This is a genomic window from Citrobacter sp. CFNIH10, from assembly GCF_002934585.1.
GTDB classification, from domain to species: Bacteria; Pseudomonadota; Gammaproteobacteria; order Enterobacterales; family Enterobacteriaceae; genus Citrobacter_A; species Citrobacter_A amalonaticus.
The window spans coordinates 4,725,210-4,743,168 of the sequence record NZ_CP026216.1 but is presented as its reverse complement, the minus strand read 5'-3'; the positions used below and the strand labels follow the sequence as shown (position 1 = coordinate 4,743,168).

Sequence of the window (17,959 nt, the reverse complement as noted above, 5' to 3'; positions counted from 1 at the left end):
ATGAAAAAAACACTGAAAAACCTGAGCCTGACGCTGATGATGGCGGGCGCGGTAATGGGAAGTCATGCCCTGGCCGCCAGCAACACGGATAAAGTTGTGATTGCCCACCGTGGCGCGAGCGGCTACCTACCGGAACATACGCTGCCCGCGAAAGCAATGGCCTACGCGCAGGGGGCGGATTATCTGGAACAGGATCTGGTGATGACCAAAGACGACCAACTGGTCGTCCTGCATGACCACTATCTTGATCGCGTGACGGATGTCGCCGAGCGTTTTCCGGATCGTGCACGCAAAGACGGTCGTTATTACGCCATCGACTTTACGCTGGACGAAATCAAATCTCTGAAATTTACCGAAGGGTTTGATCTGGAAAATGGCAAGAAGGTGCAAACCTATCCTGGGCGTTTCCCGATGGGTAAATCGGATTTCCGCGTGCATACCTTTGCTGAAGAGATCGAGTTTGTTCAGGGACTGAACCATTCTACCGGCAAGAACATCGGTATCTATCCGGAGATCAAAGCGCCGTGGTTCCATCATCAGGAAGGGAAGGACATTGCGACGAAGACTCTGGAAGTGCTGAAACAGTACGGTTACAGCGACAAGCAGGACAAAGTCTATCTGCAAAGTTTTGATGTAGCAGAACTCAAGCGCATCAAAAATGAGCTGGAACCTAAAATGGGGATGGATCTGAACCTGGTGCAGTTGATTGCCTATACCGACTGGAATGAAACCCAGGAGAAGCAGCCGGACGGCAGTTGGGTCAATTACAACTACGACTGGATGTTCAAACCCGGGGCGATGAAACAGGTGGCGGAATATGCGGACGGCATCGGTCCGGATTACCACATGCTGATTGACGAGAAGTCGACGAAAGGCAATATCGTCCTGACAGATATGGTGAAAGAGGCCCACCAGAATAAGATGGCGGTTCATCCTTATACGGTGCGCGCCGATCAGTTGCCGGAGTACACGACGGATGTGAATCAGCTGTACGACATCCTCTACAACAAAGCGGGCGTGGACGGGCTGTTCACCGACTTCCCCGACAAAGCGGTGATGTTCTTACGTAAAGAGTAACAACCGCGTTATCCCTCTCCACTGCACCCCAAAGGCGGGCAACCGCTGAGTAAGGTGCAGTTTTTTTATCTCTTTTCCTGCCGGTTTAATGCAAAAAAGCACACGTCAGATCAAGAAGTCCGTAGCCGATCATGAATTTCTTAAGATTTCCTTAAGAAGAAGATTTATATTTGTTCGATAAATAATTTATGTCGTTACTGTAACGGATGGTCAGAATGGCGCAGGCAGCAGTGCAGGATGAGTTTGAGAGCTGGTGGGCAACGGAAGGCGATTGGGTCGAAGAACCGAATTATCGACGCAAAGGGATGAGCGGTGTGCAATGCATCGAACGTGACGGGAAGAAATTGTATGTGAAGCGGATGACACAACACCTGTTTCACTCGGTACGCTATCCTTTCGGACGTCCGACGATTGTGCGCGAAATCGAGGTGATCAACGAACTGGCCCGAGCGGGCGTTATCGTGCCGAAAATTGTCTATGGCAACGCGACAAAAGTTAACGGTGAGTGGCGTGCGCTGCTGATCACCGAAGATATGAAAGGTTTTGTGAGCATCGAGGAGTGGTATAAACAGCATGCAGTGACGCCGTATCCTGATGAGGTGCGTGATGCAATGCTAAACGCGGTCGCGCTGGCCTTTAAAAAGATGCACAGCGTCAATCGTCAGCACGGCTGCTGCTACGTAAGACATATCTATGTGAAAACGGAAGGGACGGTTGAAGCCGGGTTTTTAGATCTGGAAAAAAGCCGTCGTCGTTTGCGCCGCCATAAAGCGGCGCACCATGACTTCTCTCAGCTTGAGAAGTACCTGAGTCCCATCCCGAAAGCGGACTGGGAACAGGTGAAAGCGTATTACTACGCGCTGTAACGCGCGCTACATCTCAATTTCGATGTCGCCTTTTGCCCTGCAACAGCAGGGCAAAATTTCGCCGGGCTGAATGAATGCTAACGGCTCAGCGATCCAGTCCACTTGACCTGCAACCAGACGGCAGCGGCAAGAGCCGCAATAGCCTTCGCGGCACTGATATTCCACTTCAACGTTGTGCGATTCAAGCGCGGCGAGCAGGGAAGGGTGTTCATCCTGGCACAGCAACTGTGTGCCAGTGATGCGCAGTGTGACGCGTCCCATCAGAGCTGGAAGTTACTCAGATCGTCGGTATCGACTTCAGAGTCGATCTGCCCGACCAGATAAGAACTCACTTCCACTTCCTGCGGGGCCACCTGAACGTTATCGGACACCAGCCAGGTGTTGATCCACGGGATCGGATTGGAACGGGTCTGGAACGGCAGATCCAGACCGACCGCCTGCATACGAATGTTGGTGATGTATTCGACGTACTGGCACAGAATGTCTTTGTTCAGGCCGATCATTGAACCGTCGCGGAACAGATAGTCTGCCCACTCTTTTTCCTGCAGGGCGGCCTGCACAAACAGGTCATAGCACTCCTGCTTACACTCTTCGGCAATTTCCGCCATTTCCGGATCGTCAACGCCGCTGCGCAACAGGTTCAGCATGTGCTGAGTGCCAGTCAAGTGCAGCGCTTCGTCACGGGCAATCAGGCGAATGATTTTAGCGTTGCCTTCCATCAGTTCACGCTCGGCGAAAGCGAATGAGCAGGCGAAGCTGACGTAGAAGCGGATTGCTTCCAGCGCGTTGACGCTCATCAGGCACAGATACAGTTTTTTCTTCAGCGCACGCAGGTTCACGGTGACGGTTTTGCCGTTCACGGTGTGCGTCCCTTCGCCCAGCAGGTGCCAGTAGCTGGTCATCTCAATCAGCTCATCGTAATAGCTGGAAATGCCTTCCGCACGTTTCTGGATCTGCTCGTTGGTGACGATGTCATCAAACACAATAGCCGGATCGTTAACGATATTACGAATGATATGGGTGTAAGAGCGCGAGTGAATGGTCTCGGAGAAGGCCCAGGTTTCGACCCAGGTTTCCAGTTCCGGAATGGAGATCAGCGGCAGCAGTGCCACGTTCGGGCTACGCCCCTGAATAGAATCCAGCAGCGTCTGGTACTTCAGATTGCTGATAAAAATGTGTTTTTCATGCTCTGGCAGCGCTTGGTAGTCGATGCGGTCGCGTGAAACGTCAACCTCTTCAGGACGCCAGAAGAAGGAGAGTTGTTTTTCGATCAGCTTTTCGAAGATGTCATATTTTTGCTGATCGTAGCGGGCCACGTTAACCGGCTGACCAAAAAACATCGGCTCCAGCAGTTGATCGTTTTTCGTCTGTGAAAATGTGGTGTATGCCATTGAAGTGAGTCCTGTCAGCTGTGTAATGCCGGATGGCGCTTCGCTTATCCGGCCTACAACATCCGATTGATTTTGTAGGCCGGATGAGGCTTTTCGCCGCCATCCGGCAACAGATTAAATCTTACATGCGCCGCTTTCGCAGCCATCGTCCTGAATGGATGGCACCAGATCGTCCTGGGCATCTTCCGCGCCGTCGCGGGTGTTCTGATAATACAGCGTTTTGACCCCGAACTTATAGGCGGTGAGCAGGTCTTTGAGCAACTGCTGCATCGGCACTTTTCCGGACGGGAAGCGCGACGGATCGTAGTTGGTGTTGGCTGAAATCGACTGATCGATAAACTTCTGCATAATCCCGACCAGTTGCAGATAACCATCATTCCCCGGCATTTCCCACAGCAGCTCATAGGCGTTGCCCAGGTGCTCGTAGTCCGGCACCACCTGACGCAGGATACCGTCTTTCGACGCTTTAATGCTGACGTAACCGCGCGGCGGCTCAATACCGTTAGTGGCGTTCGAGATCTGCGAAGAGGTCTCGGACGGCATCAGGGCAGAGAGCGTTGAGTTACGCAGACCGTGGGTCTTGATGGACTCACGAAGCGCTTCCCAGTCATGATGCAGCGGTTCACTGGTGATGGCATCCAGATCTTTCTTGTAAGTATCGATCGGCAGAATGCCCTGTGCGTAGGTGGTTTCGTTAAACCATGGGCAGGCGCCTTGTTCAATCGCCAGTTCGTTAGAGGCCTTCAGCAGATAGTACTGAATGGCTTCAAACGTTTTGTGCGTCAGGTTGTTGGCGCTGCCGTCGGAGTAACGTACGCCGTGCTTCGCCAGATAGTAAGCGTAGTTAATCACGCCAATACCCAGCGTACGACGCCCCATCGCACCACGTTTGGCGGCCGGGATCGGGTAGTCCTGATAATCTAACAGCGCATCAAGGGCACGAACGGCCAGTACCGCCAGCTCTTCCAGTTCCTCGAGGCTGTTGATTGCTCCCAGGTTGAACGCGGAGAGCGTACACAAGGCGATTTCACCGTTTTCGTCGTTCACATCCATCAGCGGTTTGGTTGGCAGCGCGATTTCCAGACACAGGTTGGACTGGCGCACCGGCGCGACCTGCGGATCGAACGGGCTATGGGTGTTGCAGTGGTCAACGTTCTGAATATAGATACGCCCCGTAGAGGCGCGTTCCTGCATCATCAGCGAGAACAGTTCAACGGCTTTGACACGCTGTTTGCGGATGCTGTCGTCTTTCTCATATTTCGTGTACAGACGCTCGAACTCGTCCTGATCGGCGAAGAACGCATCATACAGGCCAGGGACGTCGGACGGGCTGAACAGGGTAATGTCTTCCCCTTTCAGCAGACGGGTGTACATCAGTTTGTTGATTTGTACGCCGTAGTCCATGTGACGCACGCGGTTGCCTTCCACGCCACGGTTGTTTTTCAATACCAGCAGGCTTTCCACTTCCAGATGCCACATCGGGTAGAACAGCGTGGCCGCACCACCGCGTACACCGCCCTGAGAGCAGGATTTCACGGCGGTCTGGAAGTGCTTGTAGAACGGGATACAGCCGGTGTGGAACGCTTCGCCGCCGCGAATCGGGCTGCCCAGCGCACGGATACGACCGGCGTTGATACCGATACCAGCACGCTGGGAAACGTATTTCACAATCGCGCTGGAGGTGGCGTTGATCGAGTCCAGGCTGTCGCCGCACTCGATCAGCACGCAAGAGCTGAACTGACGCGTCGGGGTACGAACGCCGGACATGATCGGCGTCGGCAGAGAAATTTTGAACGTCGACACCGCGTCATAAAAACGTTTGACGTATTCCAGACGGGTTTCGCGCGGGTAATTCGAGAACAGGCAGGCTGCTACCAGAATATAGAGGAACTGGGCGCTTTCGTAGATCTCACCGGTGACACGGTTTTGTACCAGATATTTCCCTTCCAGCTGCTTAACGGCGGCGTAGGAGAAGGTCATATCACGGTCGTGTACGATGAACGAGTCCATCTGCTTGAACTCTTCTTCCGTGTAGTCTTCCAGCAGATGATTGTCGTATTTGCCCATTTCAACCATTTTCACCACATGGTCAAACAGTTTCGGCGGTTCAAATTCGCCGTAGGCTTTTTTACGCAGATGGAAAATCGCCAGACGCGCAGCCAGATACTGATAATCCGGCGCATCGCGGGAGATCAGGTCCGCCGCCGCTTTAATGATCGTTTCATGGATATCGGAGGTCTTGATACCGTCATAAAACTGGATGTGGGAGCGCAGTTCGACCTGAGAGATCGATACGTTATTCAGTCCTTCTGCCGCCCAATCCAGAACCCGATGGATTTTGTCGAGATTGATGCGCTCTGTACTACCATCACGCTTTGTCACCAGCAGACTCTGATTCATGTGGTTTTTTACCTGTCCGTGAAAGAAAAAATATCCCCTGCATTATCCACAATGCCACCTTGTGACTAACTCTGTGGATAAATACTATATGTAGGGGTTGAGTGTTAAAGTAAACGCTATATGGTGAGTATTCTAGTAGGGATTCTTTTCAGCACAAGAGTTGATTTTGAGGTTAAATTGAGGTTGCAAAAGGGTAAGAAAGGCTAAGTGCACGTCGCATAAGGCCTGGCGGGGATGTCAATAATTCATAAAAAAAATAGATAATTTGATCGAGTGCTGATTTCTTCAACGAAGGTGTAGAAAGTTCTCATGATCTGGCGCAATTTTTGTAAGCCGGATGGCGACAGTAATGTTGTATCCGGCCTACAGGCACATCTTTGTAGGCCTGATAAGCGAAGCGCCATCAGGCAGGGGGCTTATTCCGCTTTTGCGGTGGTATGCACCATATAGTTCACATCAACGCCAGGGCCAAGCTTGAAGGTGTTGGTGATAGGGTTGTAGTGCAACCCGGTCATATGGCGCTCCTGCAAGACCGTCTGATCCACCCAACCTAGCAGCTCCGCAGGTTTAATAAATTTCTTCACATCATGGGTCCCTTTCGGCACCATGCGTAAAATATATTCCGCACCGACAACCGCCATCAGCCAGGATTTGCCATTACGGTTGAGCGTTGAGAAGAACACCTCGCCGCCGGGTTTCACCAGTTGTGCGCAGGCGCGAACCACCGATTGCGGATCGGGCACATGTTCCAGCATCTCCATACAGGTTACCACGTCATACTGATGGGCATGTTTTGCCGCGTGCTCTTCCACGGTTTCCTGCACGTAATCCACCTGAATACCACTTTCCAGCGCATGCAGTTTTGCTACCTGCAAGGGCTCAAACCCCATGTCCAGACCGGTCACTGTGGCGCCTTCACGCGCCATGCTCTCTGCCAGAATGCCGCCGCCGCAGCCGACGTCGAGCACCTTTTTACCAAACAGGCCGCCTGAGCGTTCAGCAATATAACCCAGCCGCAGCGGGTTAATGCGATGCAACGGCTTAAATTCGCCTTCCAGATCCCACCAGCGCGACGCAACTGCTTCAAACTTGGCAATTTCTTCATGGTCAACGTTGTGGTTTACCGGTGGTTTTACGGCATTCATCGGGGCTTTTACTCCTTATAGGGCTAGTGACAGGAGTATATCAGTCCACGCGGGTGAATAAAGCTTATTGGTTTACCTCAATCTCTGTGGTTGTGTTATAATTTGCGACCTTTGAATCCGGGATACAGTAGAGGGATAGCGGTTAGATGAGCGACCTTGCGAGAGAAATTACACCGGTCAACATTGAGGAAGAGCTGAAGAACTCTTATCTGGATTATGCGATGTCGGTCATTGTTGGCCGTGCGCTGCCGGATGTCCGAGATGGCCTGAAGCCGGTACACCGTCGCGTACTTTACGCCATGAACGTATTGGGCAATGACTGGAACAAAGCCTATAAGAAATCAGCCCGTGTCGTTGGTGACGTAATCGGTAAATACCACCCGCATGGCGACTTTGCGGTATACGACACCATTGTCCGTATGGCTCAGCCGTTTTCGCTGCGATATATGCTGGTGGATGGCCAGGGGAACTTCGGTTCCATCGATGGCGATTCCGCGGCGGCGATGCGTTATACGGAAATCCGTCTGGCGAAGATTGCCCATGAGTTAATGGCCGATCTGGAAAAAGAGACGGTTGATTTTGTCGACAACTATGACGGCACGGAAAAAATCCCTGACGTTATGCCGACCAAAATCCCGAACCTGTTGGTAAACGGTTCGTCCGGTATCGCAGTAGGGATGGCGACCAACATCCCGCCACACAACCTGACGGAAGTGGTTAACGGCTGCCTGGCGTATATCGACAATGAAGACATCAGCATTGAAGGGCTGATGGAATACATCCCGGGTCCGGACTTCCCGACGGCGGCGATCATCAACGGTCGTCGCGGTATTGAAGAAGCCTATCGTACCGGTCGCGGTAAAGTGTACATCCGTGCCCGCGCGGAAGTGGAAGTAGACGCGAAAACCGGTCGTGAAACCATTATCGTGCATGAAATTCCGTATCAGGTGAACAAAGCGCGCCTGATCGAGAAAATCGCGGAACTGGTAAAAGACAAACGCGTTGAAGGCATCAGCGCGCTGCGTGACGAGTCTGACAAAGACGGTATGCGCATCGTGATTGAAGTTAAGCGCGACGCGGTCGGGGAAGTGGTACTGAACAACCTCTACTCCCAGACTCAACTGCAGGTCTCTTTCGGTATCAACATGGTGGCACTGCACCATGGTCAGCCGAAGATCATGAACCTGAAAGACATCATTTCAGCGTTTGTGCGCCACCGCCGTGAAGTGGTGACTCGTCGTACCATTTTCGAACTGCGTAAAGCCCGCGATCGTGCGCATATCCTTGAAGCACTGGCGATTGCGCTGGCGAACATCGACCCGATCATTGAGCTGATTCGTCGCGCGCCGACCCCGTCGGAAGCGAAAGCCGCATTGATCGCACGTCCGTGGGATCTGGGCAACGTGGCTGCGATGCTGGAACGTGCTGGTGACGACGCTGCGCGTCCGGAATGGCTGGAGCCAGAATTCGGCGTGCGTGACGGTCAGTACTACCTGACAGAACAGCAGGCCCAGGCGATTCTGGATCTGCGTTTGCAGAAACTGACCGGCCTTGAGCATGAAAAACTGCTCGATGAATACAAAGAGCTGCTGGAACAGATCGCGGAACTGCTGCACATTCTGGGCAGCGCCGATCGCCTGATGGAAGTGATTCGCGAAGAGCTGGAGCTGATCCGCGATCAGTTTGGCGATGAGCGTCGTACCGAAATCACCGCGAATAGCGCTGATATCAATATCGAAGATCTTATCAACCAGGAAGATGTGGTTGTGACCCTGTCTCATCAGGGCTACGTGAAGTATCAGCCGCTGACCGACTACGAAGCACAACGTCGTGGTGGGAAAGGCAAATCGGCTGCACGTATTAAAGAAGAAGACTTTATTGACCGTCTGCTGGTGGCCAACACCCATGACACGATCCTCTGCTTCTCCAGCCGGGGCCGTCTGTACTGGATGAAGGTTTATCAACTGCCAGAAGCGAGCCGTGGTGCGCGTGGCCGTCCGATCGTCAACCTGCTGCCGCTGGAAGCCGACGAACGTATTACCGCTATCCTGCCGGTTCGTGAGTACGAAGAGGGCGTGAACGTCTTTATGGCGACCGCCAGCGGTACGGTGAAGAAAACCGCGCTGACCGAATTCAGCCGCCCGCGTTCTGCCGGTATCATTGCGGTGAACCTGAACGATGGCGACGAACTGATTGGCGTGGATCTGACCTCCGGTTCTGACGAAGTCATGCTGTTCTCGGCGGCGGGCAAAGTGGTGCGCTTTAAAGAGGACGCCGTCCGTGCGATGGGCCGTACTGCGACTGGCGTACGAGGCATCAAGCTGGCGGGCGAAGACAAAGTCGTCTCCCTGATTATTCCACGTGGTGAAGGCGCGATCCTGACCGTGACGCAAAATGGTTACGGTAAGCGTACGGCGGCGGAAGAGTATCCGACCAAGTCCCGTGCGACGCAGGGCGTTATCTCTATCAAAGTGACCGAGCGCAACGGTTCTGTTGTTGGCGCGGTGCAGGTTGATGATTGCGACCAGATCATGATGATCACCGATGCCGGTACGCTGGTGCGTACTCGCGTGTCGGAAATCAGCGTGGTAGGACGTAATACTCAGGGCGTGATCCTCATCCGTACGGCGGAAGATGAAAACGTGGTGGGTCTGCAGCGTGTGGCTGAGCCGGTGGATGACGAAGAACTCGACTCCATCGACGGTAGCGCGGCGGAAGGGGATGATGATATCGCCCCGGAAGCGGAAACCGACGACGATGTCGCTGATGACGCTGACGAGTAATCGGCGAGTTTAACGACTGCACAAAAGGGAGGCGCTGCCTCCCTTTTTTTCGTCCTGAATTCACCATTTCCCCTTGCCAAAAGGTCCTGTCCGGTGACTTTTTCCTTCATGTATAAAAATACAAAATAAAATGAATAATTATAACTCTGTGAAGGTGCTCACTGTTTGTGCAGCCATTTCCCGTTAACTTTCCTGTTACCAAACCGCGATATTTACGAGCCCTTACTGCCAGGAGAACTGAAAAATTATTAAATAACATCATCTGAATTCTTAAAGACAAAAGCGTTGGCTGCCTTCATCTGTCAATACACTTCTGACGGATGAATATACTTATACCTACACGTTGGGAGTTAACTATGATAGTTGAAATAGCAGAAGGCTTTATCCATCTTTTCCAGAGCGCAGGTAAGATATTCTCCGGGATGATCGTCAGTACCATTCCGATGCTGATAACCTTAATTTTGACCGTTAATTTTATTATGAAATTAATTGGCCAACAGCGAATGGAAAAAGTCGCCACCCTGATGGGGAAGTCAAAAATATTAACCTATGGAATTTTGCCGAGTTTTGCCTGGTTCTTTCTTAGCAGTCCGGGTGCGCTGACGATGGGTAAATTTCTGCCCGAACGTTGTAAACCCGCTTATCAGGATGCGCTGGGCAGCACCGTACACCCGCTGACCTCTCTGTTCCCACACATTGTGCCATCTGAACTCTTTATCTGGCTGGGCGTCGCCGCTGGCCTGACGCGACTCGATCTACCGGTTGCCGACCTGGCATTACGCTATATCGCTGCGGGTATTCTACTCGGTTTTATCCGTGGTTTTCTGACGGAATATATCTTCACCCGGCTGGAGAAACGCGAACTTAATCAGGAATAAGGGAAAACAATGAAAGTACTATTTTCGGCTGACGTCGTAAAGGCTGGAAGAAAAGTGGAAGAGGGACTGCTTAATGGCATGTTGATTACCTTTAATGACCATGCTCCGGAAGATTATCTCGATTATGTCCTGGTCATTAAGAATATTGTTTGTGATGTTACCCCATTACAAAAAACAATGGATTATGTTCTGCAGATTAATAATCAGACCTGGAATATAACCTGCTGGGGAGAGGCCGCATGGCAAAATTTATGCGAGTTAGGTCATGTGACAGTGGTATTTGACGGGGCTGAAAAGCCAATAGCCTATGGTTCATTACACGTTAACAGTCATTGTTCTCCATCCGTAAATGAATTGATTGGCCCATTGACAATAATGAGGAAAACCAATGAAAACCGTACTGATTAAAAAAGGTCATTCAGGGATTGGCGATGACATGTATTTATCTCGCGATACCCGCATGGTCATCCTGTCGCTTACCGGCAAAACCATTGATCCGGTCGCGAAAAAACTGGGTGAAATGCTGGAAATGACCGTGGTTAACGGCTTTGACGCCATGCCGGATGATAAGAAAATCCTTTGTGTGGTCATCAACTGTGGCGGTTCACTGCGCTGCGGCATTTATCCGCAGAAAAGAATCAAGACAATCAACGTACTCCCTACCGGTGCGATGGGGCCGCTGGCGAAATATATCACCGAAGATATTTACATCTCTGATGTCAGTCTTGAATCGCTTTCGCTGATTGAAACCATTAATCAACCGGTAACCGGGGAGGAAAACGTTGAGCTCAGTGATCCTCTCCCGGCAGACCATGCCTGTGCCGTGGCTCACGAACGCGTGGAGGCAAAACCACGCGGTTCCGCGACCAACACCGCGCTGGAGTTGATGACGCGTTTTGCGACGGGAATCGGTAACTTTGTCAGCCTGCTCTACTCCTCGGCGCGTGAATCGGTCGAGCTGTGTATTAAAAACGTGATCCCCTTTATGGCCTTTATCTCGGTTCTGATCGCTCTGGTTCAGGAGACCGCGATTGGTCAGTGGACCGGGAATGCGCTGTCGCCGCTTGCCGGATCGTTAACCGGTCTGTTTGTGATTGCGATTATTTGTGGTCTGCCCTTCATCTCTCCCATTCTGGCTCCTGGCGCGGCGATTGCGCAGGTCGTTGGTGTGCTGGTAGGAACGCTAATCGGTAGCGGGGTGGTTTCACCGCTGATGGCGTTGCCGGCGCTGTTCGCGATTAACGTCCAGGTCGGTGCCGATTTCATTCCCGTTGGGCTTTCCATGCAGGAGGCGAAAGAGAAGACCATTCGTCTTGGCGTGCCCTCTTTCTTGCTGTCACGGATGATTACCGCGCCTCTGGCGGTGGCCATCGGTTATCTGTTTTCGTTTGGCTTGTTTAACTGAGGAAATGTGTAATGAACAAAATCAATGCCGCGGTGGTGGGGGCCGGTATTTATGGCAAACATCATATCAATGCGTATCACTATAATCCGTGGGTGAACCTGGTGGGGTTTTGCGAGATCAATCCGGACATCCGCGCCAACGTTGCGGCGGAGTTTCAGGTGCCTGGTTATGCCTCGCTGGCAGAGTTGTTTGCCGCGACGGACGTTGATCTGGTATCAATCGCGACACCGGATCCGTTCCACTTTGATGCCACGATTGAAGCCATCAGGGCGGGCAAACATGTGCTGATAGAAAAACCGATGGCGACAACGTCAGCGGAATGTCGGGAAATCATCCGCTGTGCGCAGCAACAAGGAGTGAAGATTGGCGTTGATTACCACAAGCGTTGGGACGGGATGGCACAGCATATTCACCATGAGCTGTTGAAACCCGAAACCGGTCAGGTCCTGCGTGGCTATATGAGCATGGACGATATTATCGACGTGCCGAAAAACTGGCTGTCATGGGCGAATGAGAGTTCTCCCGTTCATTTTCTCGGAACGCATTGTTTTGATTTGATTAGATATTATATGAACGGTGCCAATGCGGTGAGCGTCTATGCGATAGGGCAGAAGAAGAAGCTGGTGGCGGAAGGCGTTGATTCCTGGGATACCATTCAGTCGTTTGTCACCTTTGATAATGGCGCGCAATGGACCGTTGAAGTGGGGTGGTGCTTACCACCTTCATTTCCCAAAGCAAACGATGGGCGTAGTTTTGTTATTACCGAGAATAACTATTATCGCGCCGATGCGCAGTTGCGGGGATATGAAATGTTCACCCCTCAGCGCAGTGCAACGCCAAATTATAATTTTATTAATTACGTTAATAATAAAGCCAGTGGCTATGGGATTCAGCCAATACATGATTTTGTTGAGCACATATTATTTGATACCCCTTATCTGGCAACCGCTGATGATGGGTTGCAGGCGACGTTAATATGTGAAGCCGTGCATCATTCGTTATCGACAGGACGTATCGTGCAGTTATAACTCATCGGTGGTTTACGCCTCATAAACCGTTTTGCTGGCTTTAATTTCTTTGATTAAGGCAGGGTTCGTTATTCCCCCTCAACCCGGTCGATGATCATTGTTTATGAGGCGCCTTTTCATTATTCATATTCAGATAGCAATATTGCAGCGCGTGGAAAAAAAGCGAGTGTAAAGACATTTTCAGTGCGGCGAAACTGAGGGGGCTGACGCTGGACTGAGGCGTATATAAGGTTACATCGGCAAGCGTCGCGCCGCTCTGATGGCAGGCGACTGCCAGTGAGGCGGCCTCATGCTCGCGAATCAAGGTAATGAGTTGATTATCCGGCTCATCTTTGAGTCCAGGAAGCAGGATCACGGAATCACAATCCGTCAGGGTGTTTGTCAGCAATGAATGGGCATTCTGGTACTCTACGGGAATGCAGACTTTACCAATATCACTATAATCCTGAATGATATTGCTGAGTAATGAACTCAGTTCTCGCGGATGACAGAAATAGAGGTTACGGCTGGAATTAATAATTTCAAAAAAAGTATTAAGGGCCGCAGGGTTATTATTATTAATAAACTCGCCAAGAATAACATTGTTTTTCGTTGCCTGGGCCGGAAGCAGTGCCTCAGGTTCGCTGCGCAGACACTTAATTAAATCATATTTAAATGAAGTAAAGCCGGTATAACCGAGAGATTGCGCAAAGCGAACAATGGAGGGTTGGCTGGTTTGCGTCTTTTTTGAAATTGCCGTCGACGTCAGTTTTTCCGCGCCCGATAATGTAGCCAGAATGTAACGGCTAATTGTTTGCTCCGCGTGCGTACCTGTTTTTACCAGTAACTGAAGTTGTTCGATAATGTTCATTGAGGTCCCTCGGTTTTGTTTATTATGACAGATACACTTTATCCTTCAAGCAGCCTCTGTGTTGGCGATGGAGCGATCCGGCTCGTCCATGAGCCTCGTCCCTTTAAGCCAGCGCAAGCGTTGTTCAAAATGCCTGCTGCCTGTTGTCCTGCGACTCGAAGGATTTAGTGTCTAACCAGGGGACCCCAGGGGTTAATTCATCCTTTCCACAATCATTGCAATACCCTGACCGCCGCCGATGCACAGCGTTGCCAGACCCAGCGTTTTATCCCTGGCGGAAAGCGCATGCAGCAATGTCACCAGGATCCGCGCGCCGCTGGCGCCGATCGGATGCCCAAGCGCAATCGCGCCACCGTTCACGTTCACCTTTTGTGGGTCGAAGCCCAGCGTCTTGCCGACGGCAAGGAACTGCGTGGCAAACGCCTCATTGGCTTCAATCAGATCGATATCGGAAAGCTGCAATCCGCATTGTTTCAGGGCTTTCTGCGTGGCGGGTACCGGCCCCATCCCCATCAGCGCTGGCGCGACGCCGCCGCTGGCATATGACTTAATGCGTGCCAGCGGTTTCAGTCCTGCCGCCAGTGCGGCAGATTCTTCCATGACCACCAGCGCGGCCGCGCCGTCGTTGATCCCAGAGGCGTTGCCAGCGGTGACGGTGCCGGCCTTATCAAACGCCGGACGCAGTGCCGCAAGACCTTCTGCTGTTGAGTCAGCCTTGGGGAATTCGTCGCGGTCAAAGACAATGGTTTTTTTACGCGACGTGACGCTGACCGGCACAATTTCGGCCTCAAAGGCGCCAGAATGGATGGCGGCGACCGCTTTTTGCTGAGAGAGCAGTGCGAGCTCATCCTGCATGTCGCGGCTGATACCGTATTCACGGGCGACGTTTTCGGCGGTGATCCCCATGTGATAACCATGGGTGGCACAGAGCAGACCGTCACGCAGAATCACATCCGACAACTGGCCGTCGCCGAGGCGATAACCCCAGCGGGCTTTCGCATCCAGCAGATAGGGGGCTAGACTCATGTTTTCCATGCCGCCAGCAACCAGCGCCTGTGCCTGACCGGCCTGAATTGCCTGGGCGGCCAGTGCGACGCTTTTGAGCCCTGAACCGCAGACTTTGTTGACGGTAAACCCGCAGACGGTTTCGCTAAGGCCGCTTTTTAACAGTGCCTGGCGCGCCGGGTTTTGTCCCAGACCGGCCTGCAACACGTTGCCCATGATCACTTCATCCACACGTTGCGGGTCGAGTTGCGCGCGTTCCAGCGCGGCGCTAATCACAGTCGCGCCAAGTTCGATGGCACTGGTGGTGGCCAGCGCGCCGTTGAAGCTGCCGATGGCGGTACGTACTGCGCTGACGATGACACAATTTTTCATCTTCTGTTCCTTAAACGTGAGTCGCTGCCGTCAGAAAAAGGTCAGACCGACAACAAAAATGACACCGGAGAAAAGCAGGGCGGTGATGCAGTACCCCATGATGTCGCGAACCCCCAACCCGGCGATGGCCAGTGCGGGAAGCGCCCAGAAGGGTTGCGCCATGTTCATCCACTGCTCGCCGTAGGCAATCGCCATCACGGATTTACCCAGATCGGCCCCTAGCGCTTGCGCGGCTGGCATGACGAACGGTCCCTGAATAACCCAGTGACCACCGCCTGACGGCACGGCAAAGTTGATCAGCGCAGAGCTGAAGAAGGTCATGACCGGGAAGGTGTCTTTATTGGCGACGTTGATGAAGAACTCGGTGATGAGTCCTCCGAGACCGGAGTGCTCCATCATCAACTGGATACCGGCATAGAACGGGAACTGCACCAGGATACCGGCGGTGCTGCGCGCAGCGGCACTAATGGCGCGCATATAGGCCATCGGCGTTTTGTGCAGCAGCAGACCGGCAATCATAAACATCAGGTTGACGGTGTTGATGGTGATGTTGAACCCTTTCTCGGCGAAGTAGATCCCGAGATAAGCGATGCCTAATGCCCCAATGATCAGCGCCAGGATTCGGCTCTCTTCCAGTTTTTCGGACGGAGGCGCATCTGCTGGCAAGGTCTTCTGGAAATCAGGCTCTTCCATCAACAGTTTCGGATCGACGCTGACAACATCCGACGGTTTTGGCGTCATCATGCGGGTGATAAACGGCATGACCACAATCAGACCGAGAGTGATGAAGATGTTGAAACCGGTAAACAGGGTGTTGCTGACCGGAATCAGGCCCGCAATGTGTTCCACCGGGTTACCCGGCGTTGCCGCCAGCAGGGGCATCGAGCCGGAGAAGCCGCCGCCCTAGGTCAGAAAACCGATATAAGCGCAGGCAATCAGCAGCGGATAATCGGATCCCGGCACGCGACGGGCAACTTCACGGGCAAACATCGCTCCCACTACCAGACCGAAGCCCCAGTTGATGACGCAGGCGACGGAGCCAAAGAAGGTCACTAGCATTACGCCCTGCGCGGGCGTTTTTGCGGCAGACGCGGCAGTACGCAGCAGGTTTTTCACCGGACCGGAACTGGCCAGCGCGTGACCTGTCACGATGATCAACGCCATCTGCATCCCGAAGGCCAGCAGATTCCAGAAGCCATCCCCCCAGAAACGCACCATACTGATCGGCGTTTGCGGCGTCAGCCACAGCGCGATGCCGAACGTCAACAGCGTCAGCAGCATGGCGAAAATCAGGGGATCGGGCAGCCAGCGACTGACGAAGCGCGTCATGAAACGCGAGATACGGCCGATCATGCTTCACCTCGCTGAACGACCAGATCGGCGGCAATGTCAAACTGCGCTTCTGTTTTTGCTCGCAGAGTATCGAGGTCGCACCCGTCGACGATTTCCGTCAGCCACATTTTGCCGTCGATAAAGCGGAACACGGCGAGTTCGGTAACCAGCATATGCACCGCATGCTGGGCCGTCAGTGGCATGGTGCAGTGACGAAGGATTTTCGCTGAGCCGTCTTTCGCGCAGTGTTCCATCGCGATAATCACTTTGCGCGCTCCGGTTACCAGATCCATCGCGCCGCCCATCCCAGGGACCATTTTGCCGGGCACGACCCAGTTCGCGAGGTTAGCCTGTTCATCAACCTGCAATCCGCCCAGTACGCAGGCATCGACGTGGCCGCCACGAATCAGTGCGAATGACATCGCGCTATCGAACATCGCCGCCCCCGGTAATATTCCGCAGGGTTGACCACCGGCGTTCACCAGATCGGGATGCGCGGTGGTGACCGGTCCCAGTCCGAGAAATCCGTTCTCTGATTGCAGGGTGATATGAATGTCATCCGGCAGATAGTTGGCGACCATCGTCGGCAGGCCAATGCCTAAATTCACAACATCACCATCGCGAAGTTCTTGCGCCACACGGCGCGCAATACGTTGTTTAGCATCCATTATTTGCTCTCCTGTGGCATGACGATATGGTCGATAACGGCGCCGGGGGTGACTATCTGGTCAGGCAACAGATCGCCTGTCTCAACGAGTTCGTCAGGTTCCACCAGGGTGATATCGGCGGCGAGGGCAATAAGCGGGTTGAAGTTGCGGGCGCTGAGTTGGTAGGTCAGGTTGCCGAGTGGGTCGGCACGGTGCGCGCGGATGAGTGCCAGGTCGGCACGCAACGGTCGCTCCAGTAGCCAGGTTTTGCCGTCAAGCGTCAGGGTTTGTTTGCCATCTTCCACAATCGTGCCGACGCCGGTTGGGGTCAGGAAGCCGCCGAGTCCAGCACCGCCGCAGCGGATCTGTTCAATCAGCGTACCCTGCGGCACCAGCTGAACGTCCATCTCTTTGGCGATCATCCGACGCCCGGTTTCCGGGTTAGTACCGATATGGGACGCAATGACTTTGTTCACCCGGCCATTGACGATCAGCGGGCCGATGCCGGTATCGACAAAGGCGGTATCGTTGGCGATCAGTGTCAGGTCTCTGACGCCGGATTCAAGTAAGGCTTCGACAAGGCGGGGCGGGGTCCCGACCCCCATAAAACCACCAACCATGATGGTCATGCCGTCACGAAAGAATCCGGCAGCGTTCTGTAAGGTAATCAGTTTTGTTTTCATTATGTTTCCCTTTTGCATACTCCATTTTGGGTACACAAAGGGAATAGCAAGCGGGATGCCAGAATGGCTAACGGACAGGGATATTAGTTAACCTGTT

The 17,959-nt window shown here is 52.9% G+C and carries 15 protein-coding genes and 1 pseudogene; 7 read left to right on the top strand and 9 right to left on the bottom strand.

All coding sequences use genetic code 11. The annotated features are described in order from the left end of the window. Complete coding sequence (gene glpQ / locus C2U53_RS27195) at positions 1-1,077, top strand: glycerophosphodiester phosphodiesterase (RefSeq protein ID WP_043000052.1); 1,077 nt, start codon at positions 1-3, stop codon at positions 1,075-1,077. 215 nt (positions 1,078-1,292) lie between these two features. Next, positions 1,293-1,943, top strand: a complete 651-nt coding sequence (gene inaA / locus C2U53_RS27190) for a lipopolysaccharide kinase InaA (RefSeq protein WP_043000053.1) — start codon at positions 1,293-1,295, stop codon at positions 1,941-1,943. Between the two features lie 6 nt (positions 1,944-1,949). Here the strand turns inward: inaA and yfaE are convergent, their stop codons facing one another. From yfaE to ubiG, 4 genes are all read right to left on the bottom strand, one after another. Then, complete coding sequence (yfaE, locus tag C2U53_RS27185; protein ID WP_043000054.1) at positions 1,950-2,204, bottom strand: ferredoxin-like diferric-tyrosyl radical cofactor maintenance protein YfaE; 255 nt, start codon at positions 2,202-2,204, stop codon at positions 1,950-1,952. Further along, the gene (nrdB, locus tag C2U53_RS27180; RefSeq protein WP_042317865.1) at positions 2,204-3,334 is read right to left on the bottom strand and encodes a class Ia ribonucleoside-diphosphate reductase subunit beta; all 1,131 of its coding nucleotides are present in this window, start codon (positions 3,332-3,334) and stop codon (positions 2,204-2,206) included. Before nrdB ends, yfaE begins: the two co-directional genes overlap by 1 nt. Positions 3,335-3,448: 114 nt before the next feature. Beyond that, positions 3,449-5,734: a class 1a ribonucleoside-diphosphate reductase subunit alpha gene (gene nrdA / locus C2U53_RS27175; protein ID WP_044258561.1), complete on the bottom strand. Its 2,286-nt coding sequence runs from the start codon at positions 5,732-5,734 to the stop codon at positions 3,449-3,451. A 416-nt stretch (positions 5,735-6,150) separates the two neighbouring features. Continuing rightward, the gene (gene ubiG / locus C2U53_RS27170) at positions 6,151-6,879 is read right to left on the bottom strand and encodes a bifunctional 2-polyprenyl-6-hydroxyphenol methylase/3-demethylubiquinol 3-O-methyltransferase UbiG (protein ID WP_044258562.1); all 729 of its coding nucleotides are present in this window, start codon (positions 6,877-6,879) and stop codon (positions 6,151-6,153) included. A gap of 146 nt (positions 6,880-7,025) precedes the next feature. On the opposite strand from ubiG, the gene gyrA reads away from it, so the two are divergent. The 5 genes from gyrA (at position 7,026) to C2U53_RS27145 (ending at position 12,973) form a co-directional block, all read left to right on the top strand. Then, positions 7,026-9,662: a DNA topoisomerase (ATP-hydrolyzing) subunit A gene (gene gyrA / locus C2U53_RS27165; protein ID WP_104446739.1), complete on the top strand. Its 2,637-nt coding sequence runs from the start codon at positions 7,026-7,028 to the stop codon at positions 9,660-9,662. Between the two features lie 356 nt (positions 9,663-10,018). Further along, positions 10,019-10,540 carry a PTS glucitol/sorbitol transporter subunit IIC gene (locus C2U53_RS27160; protein ID WP_042317872.1) on the top strand — a complete coding sequence of 174 codons (522 nt, stop codon included), beginning with the start codon at positions 10,019-10,021 and terminating at the stop codon, positions 10,538-10,540. 9 nt (positions 10,541-10,549) lie between these two features. Further along, the gene (locus C2U53_RS27155; protein ID WP_043000058.1) at positions 10,550-10,948 is read left to right on the top strand and encodes a PTS glucitol/sorbitol transporter subunit IIA; all 399 of its coding nucleotides are present in this window, start codon (positions 10,550-10,552) and stop codon (positions 10,946-10,948) included. Beyond that, on the top strand, positions 10,929-11,945 hold the full coding sequence (locus C2U53_RS27150) for a PTS glucitol/sorbitol transporter subunit IIB (RefSeq protein WP_044266195.1): 1,017 nt from the start codon (positions 10,929-10,931) through the stop codon (positions 11,943-11,945). Before C2U53_RS27155 ends, C2U53_RS27150 begins: the two co-directional genes overlap by 20 nt. Before the next feature lie 11 nt (positions 11,946-11,956). Beyond that, positions 11,957-12,973 (top strand): Gfo/Idh/MocA family protein, encoded by a 1,017-nt coding sequence (locus C2U53_RS27145; RefSeq protein WP_104446738.1) that lies wholly within the window; start codon positions 11,957-11,959, stop codon positions 12,971-12,973. 94 nt (positions 12,974-13,067) lie between these two features. Here C2U53_RS27145 and C2U53_RS27140 read toward each other — a convergent pair whose 3' ends face one another. From C2U53_RS27140 to atoD, 5 genes and pseudogenes are all read right to left on the bottom strand, one after another. Beyond that, on the bottom strand, positions 13,068-13,823 hold the full coding sequence (locus tag C2U53_RS27140) for a MurR/RpiR family transcriptional regulator (protein ID WP_104446737.1): 756 nt from the start codon (positions 13,821-13,823) through the stop codon (positions 13,068-13,070). Positions 13,824-14,015: 192 nt separating this feature from the next. Beyond that, positions 14,016-15,200, bottom strand: a complete 1,185-nt coding sequence (locus C2U53_RS27135; RefSeq protein WP_104446736.1) for an acetyl-CoA C-acetyltransferase — start codon at positions 15,198-15,200, stop codon at positions 14,016-14,018. A gap of 30 nt (positions 15,201-15,230) precedes the next feature. Further along, positions 15,231-16,553: pseudogene (locus C2U53_RS27130) on the bottom strand (TIGR00366 family protein). After that, positions 16,550-17,200 (bottom strand): 3-oxoacid CoA-transferase subunit B, encoded by a 651-nt coding sequence (locus tag C2U53_RS27125; RefSeq protein ID WP_043000063.1) that lies wholly within the window; start codon positions 17,198-17,200, stop codon positions 16,550-16,552. Before C2U53_RS27125 ends, C2U53_RS27130 begins: the two are co-directional and overlap by 4 nt. Continuing rightward, positions 17,200-17,862 carry an acetate CoA-transferase subunit alpha gene (gene atoD, locus C2U53_RS27120; protein WP_043000064.1) on the bottom strand — a complete coding sequence of 221 codons (663 nt, stop codon included), beginning with the start codon at positions 17,860-17,862 and terminating at the stop codon, positions 17,200-17,202. The genes C2U53_RS27125 and atoD overlap by 1 nt, the downstream gene beginning before the upstream one ends. Positions 17,863-17,959 lie beyond the last annotated feature (97 nt).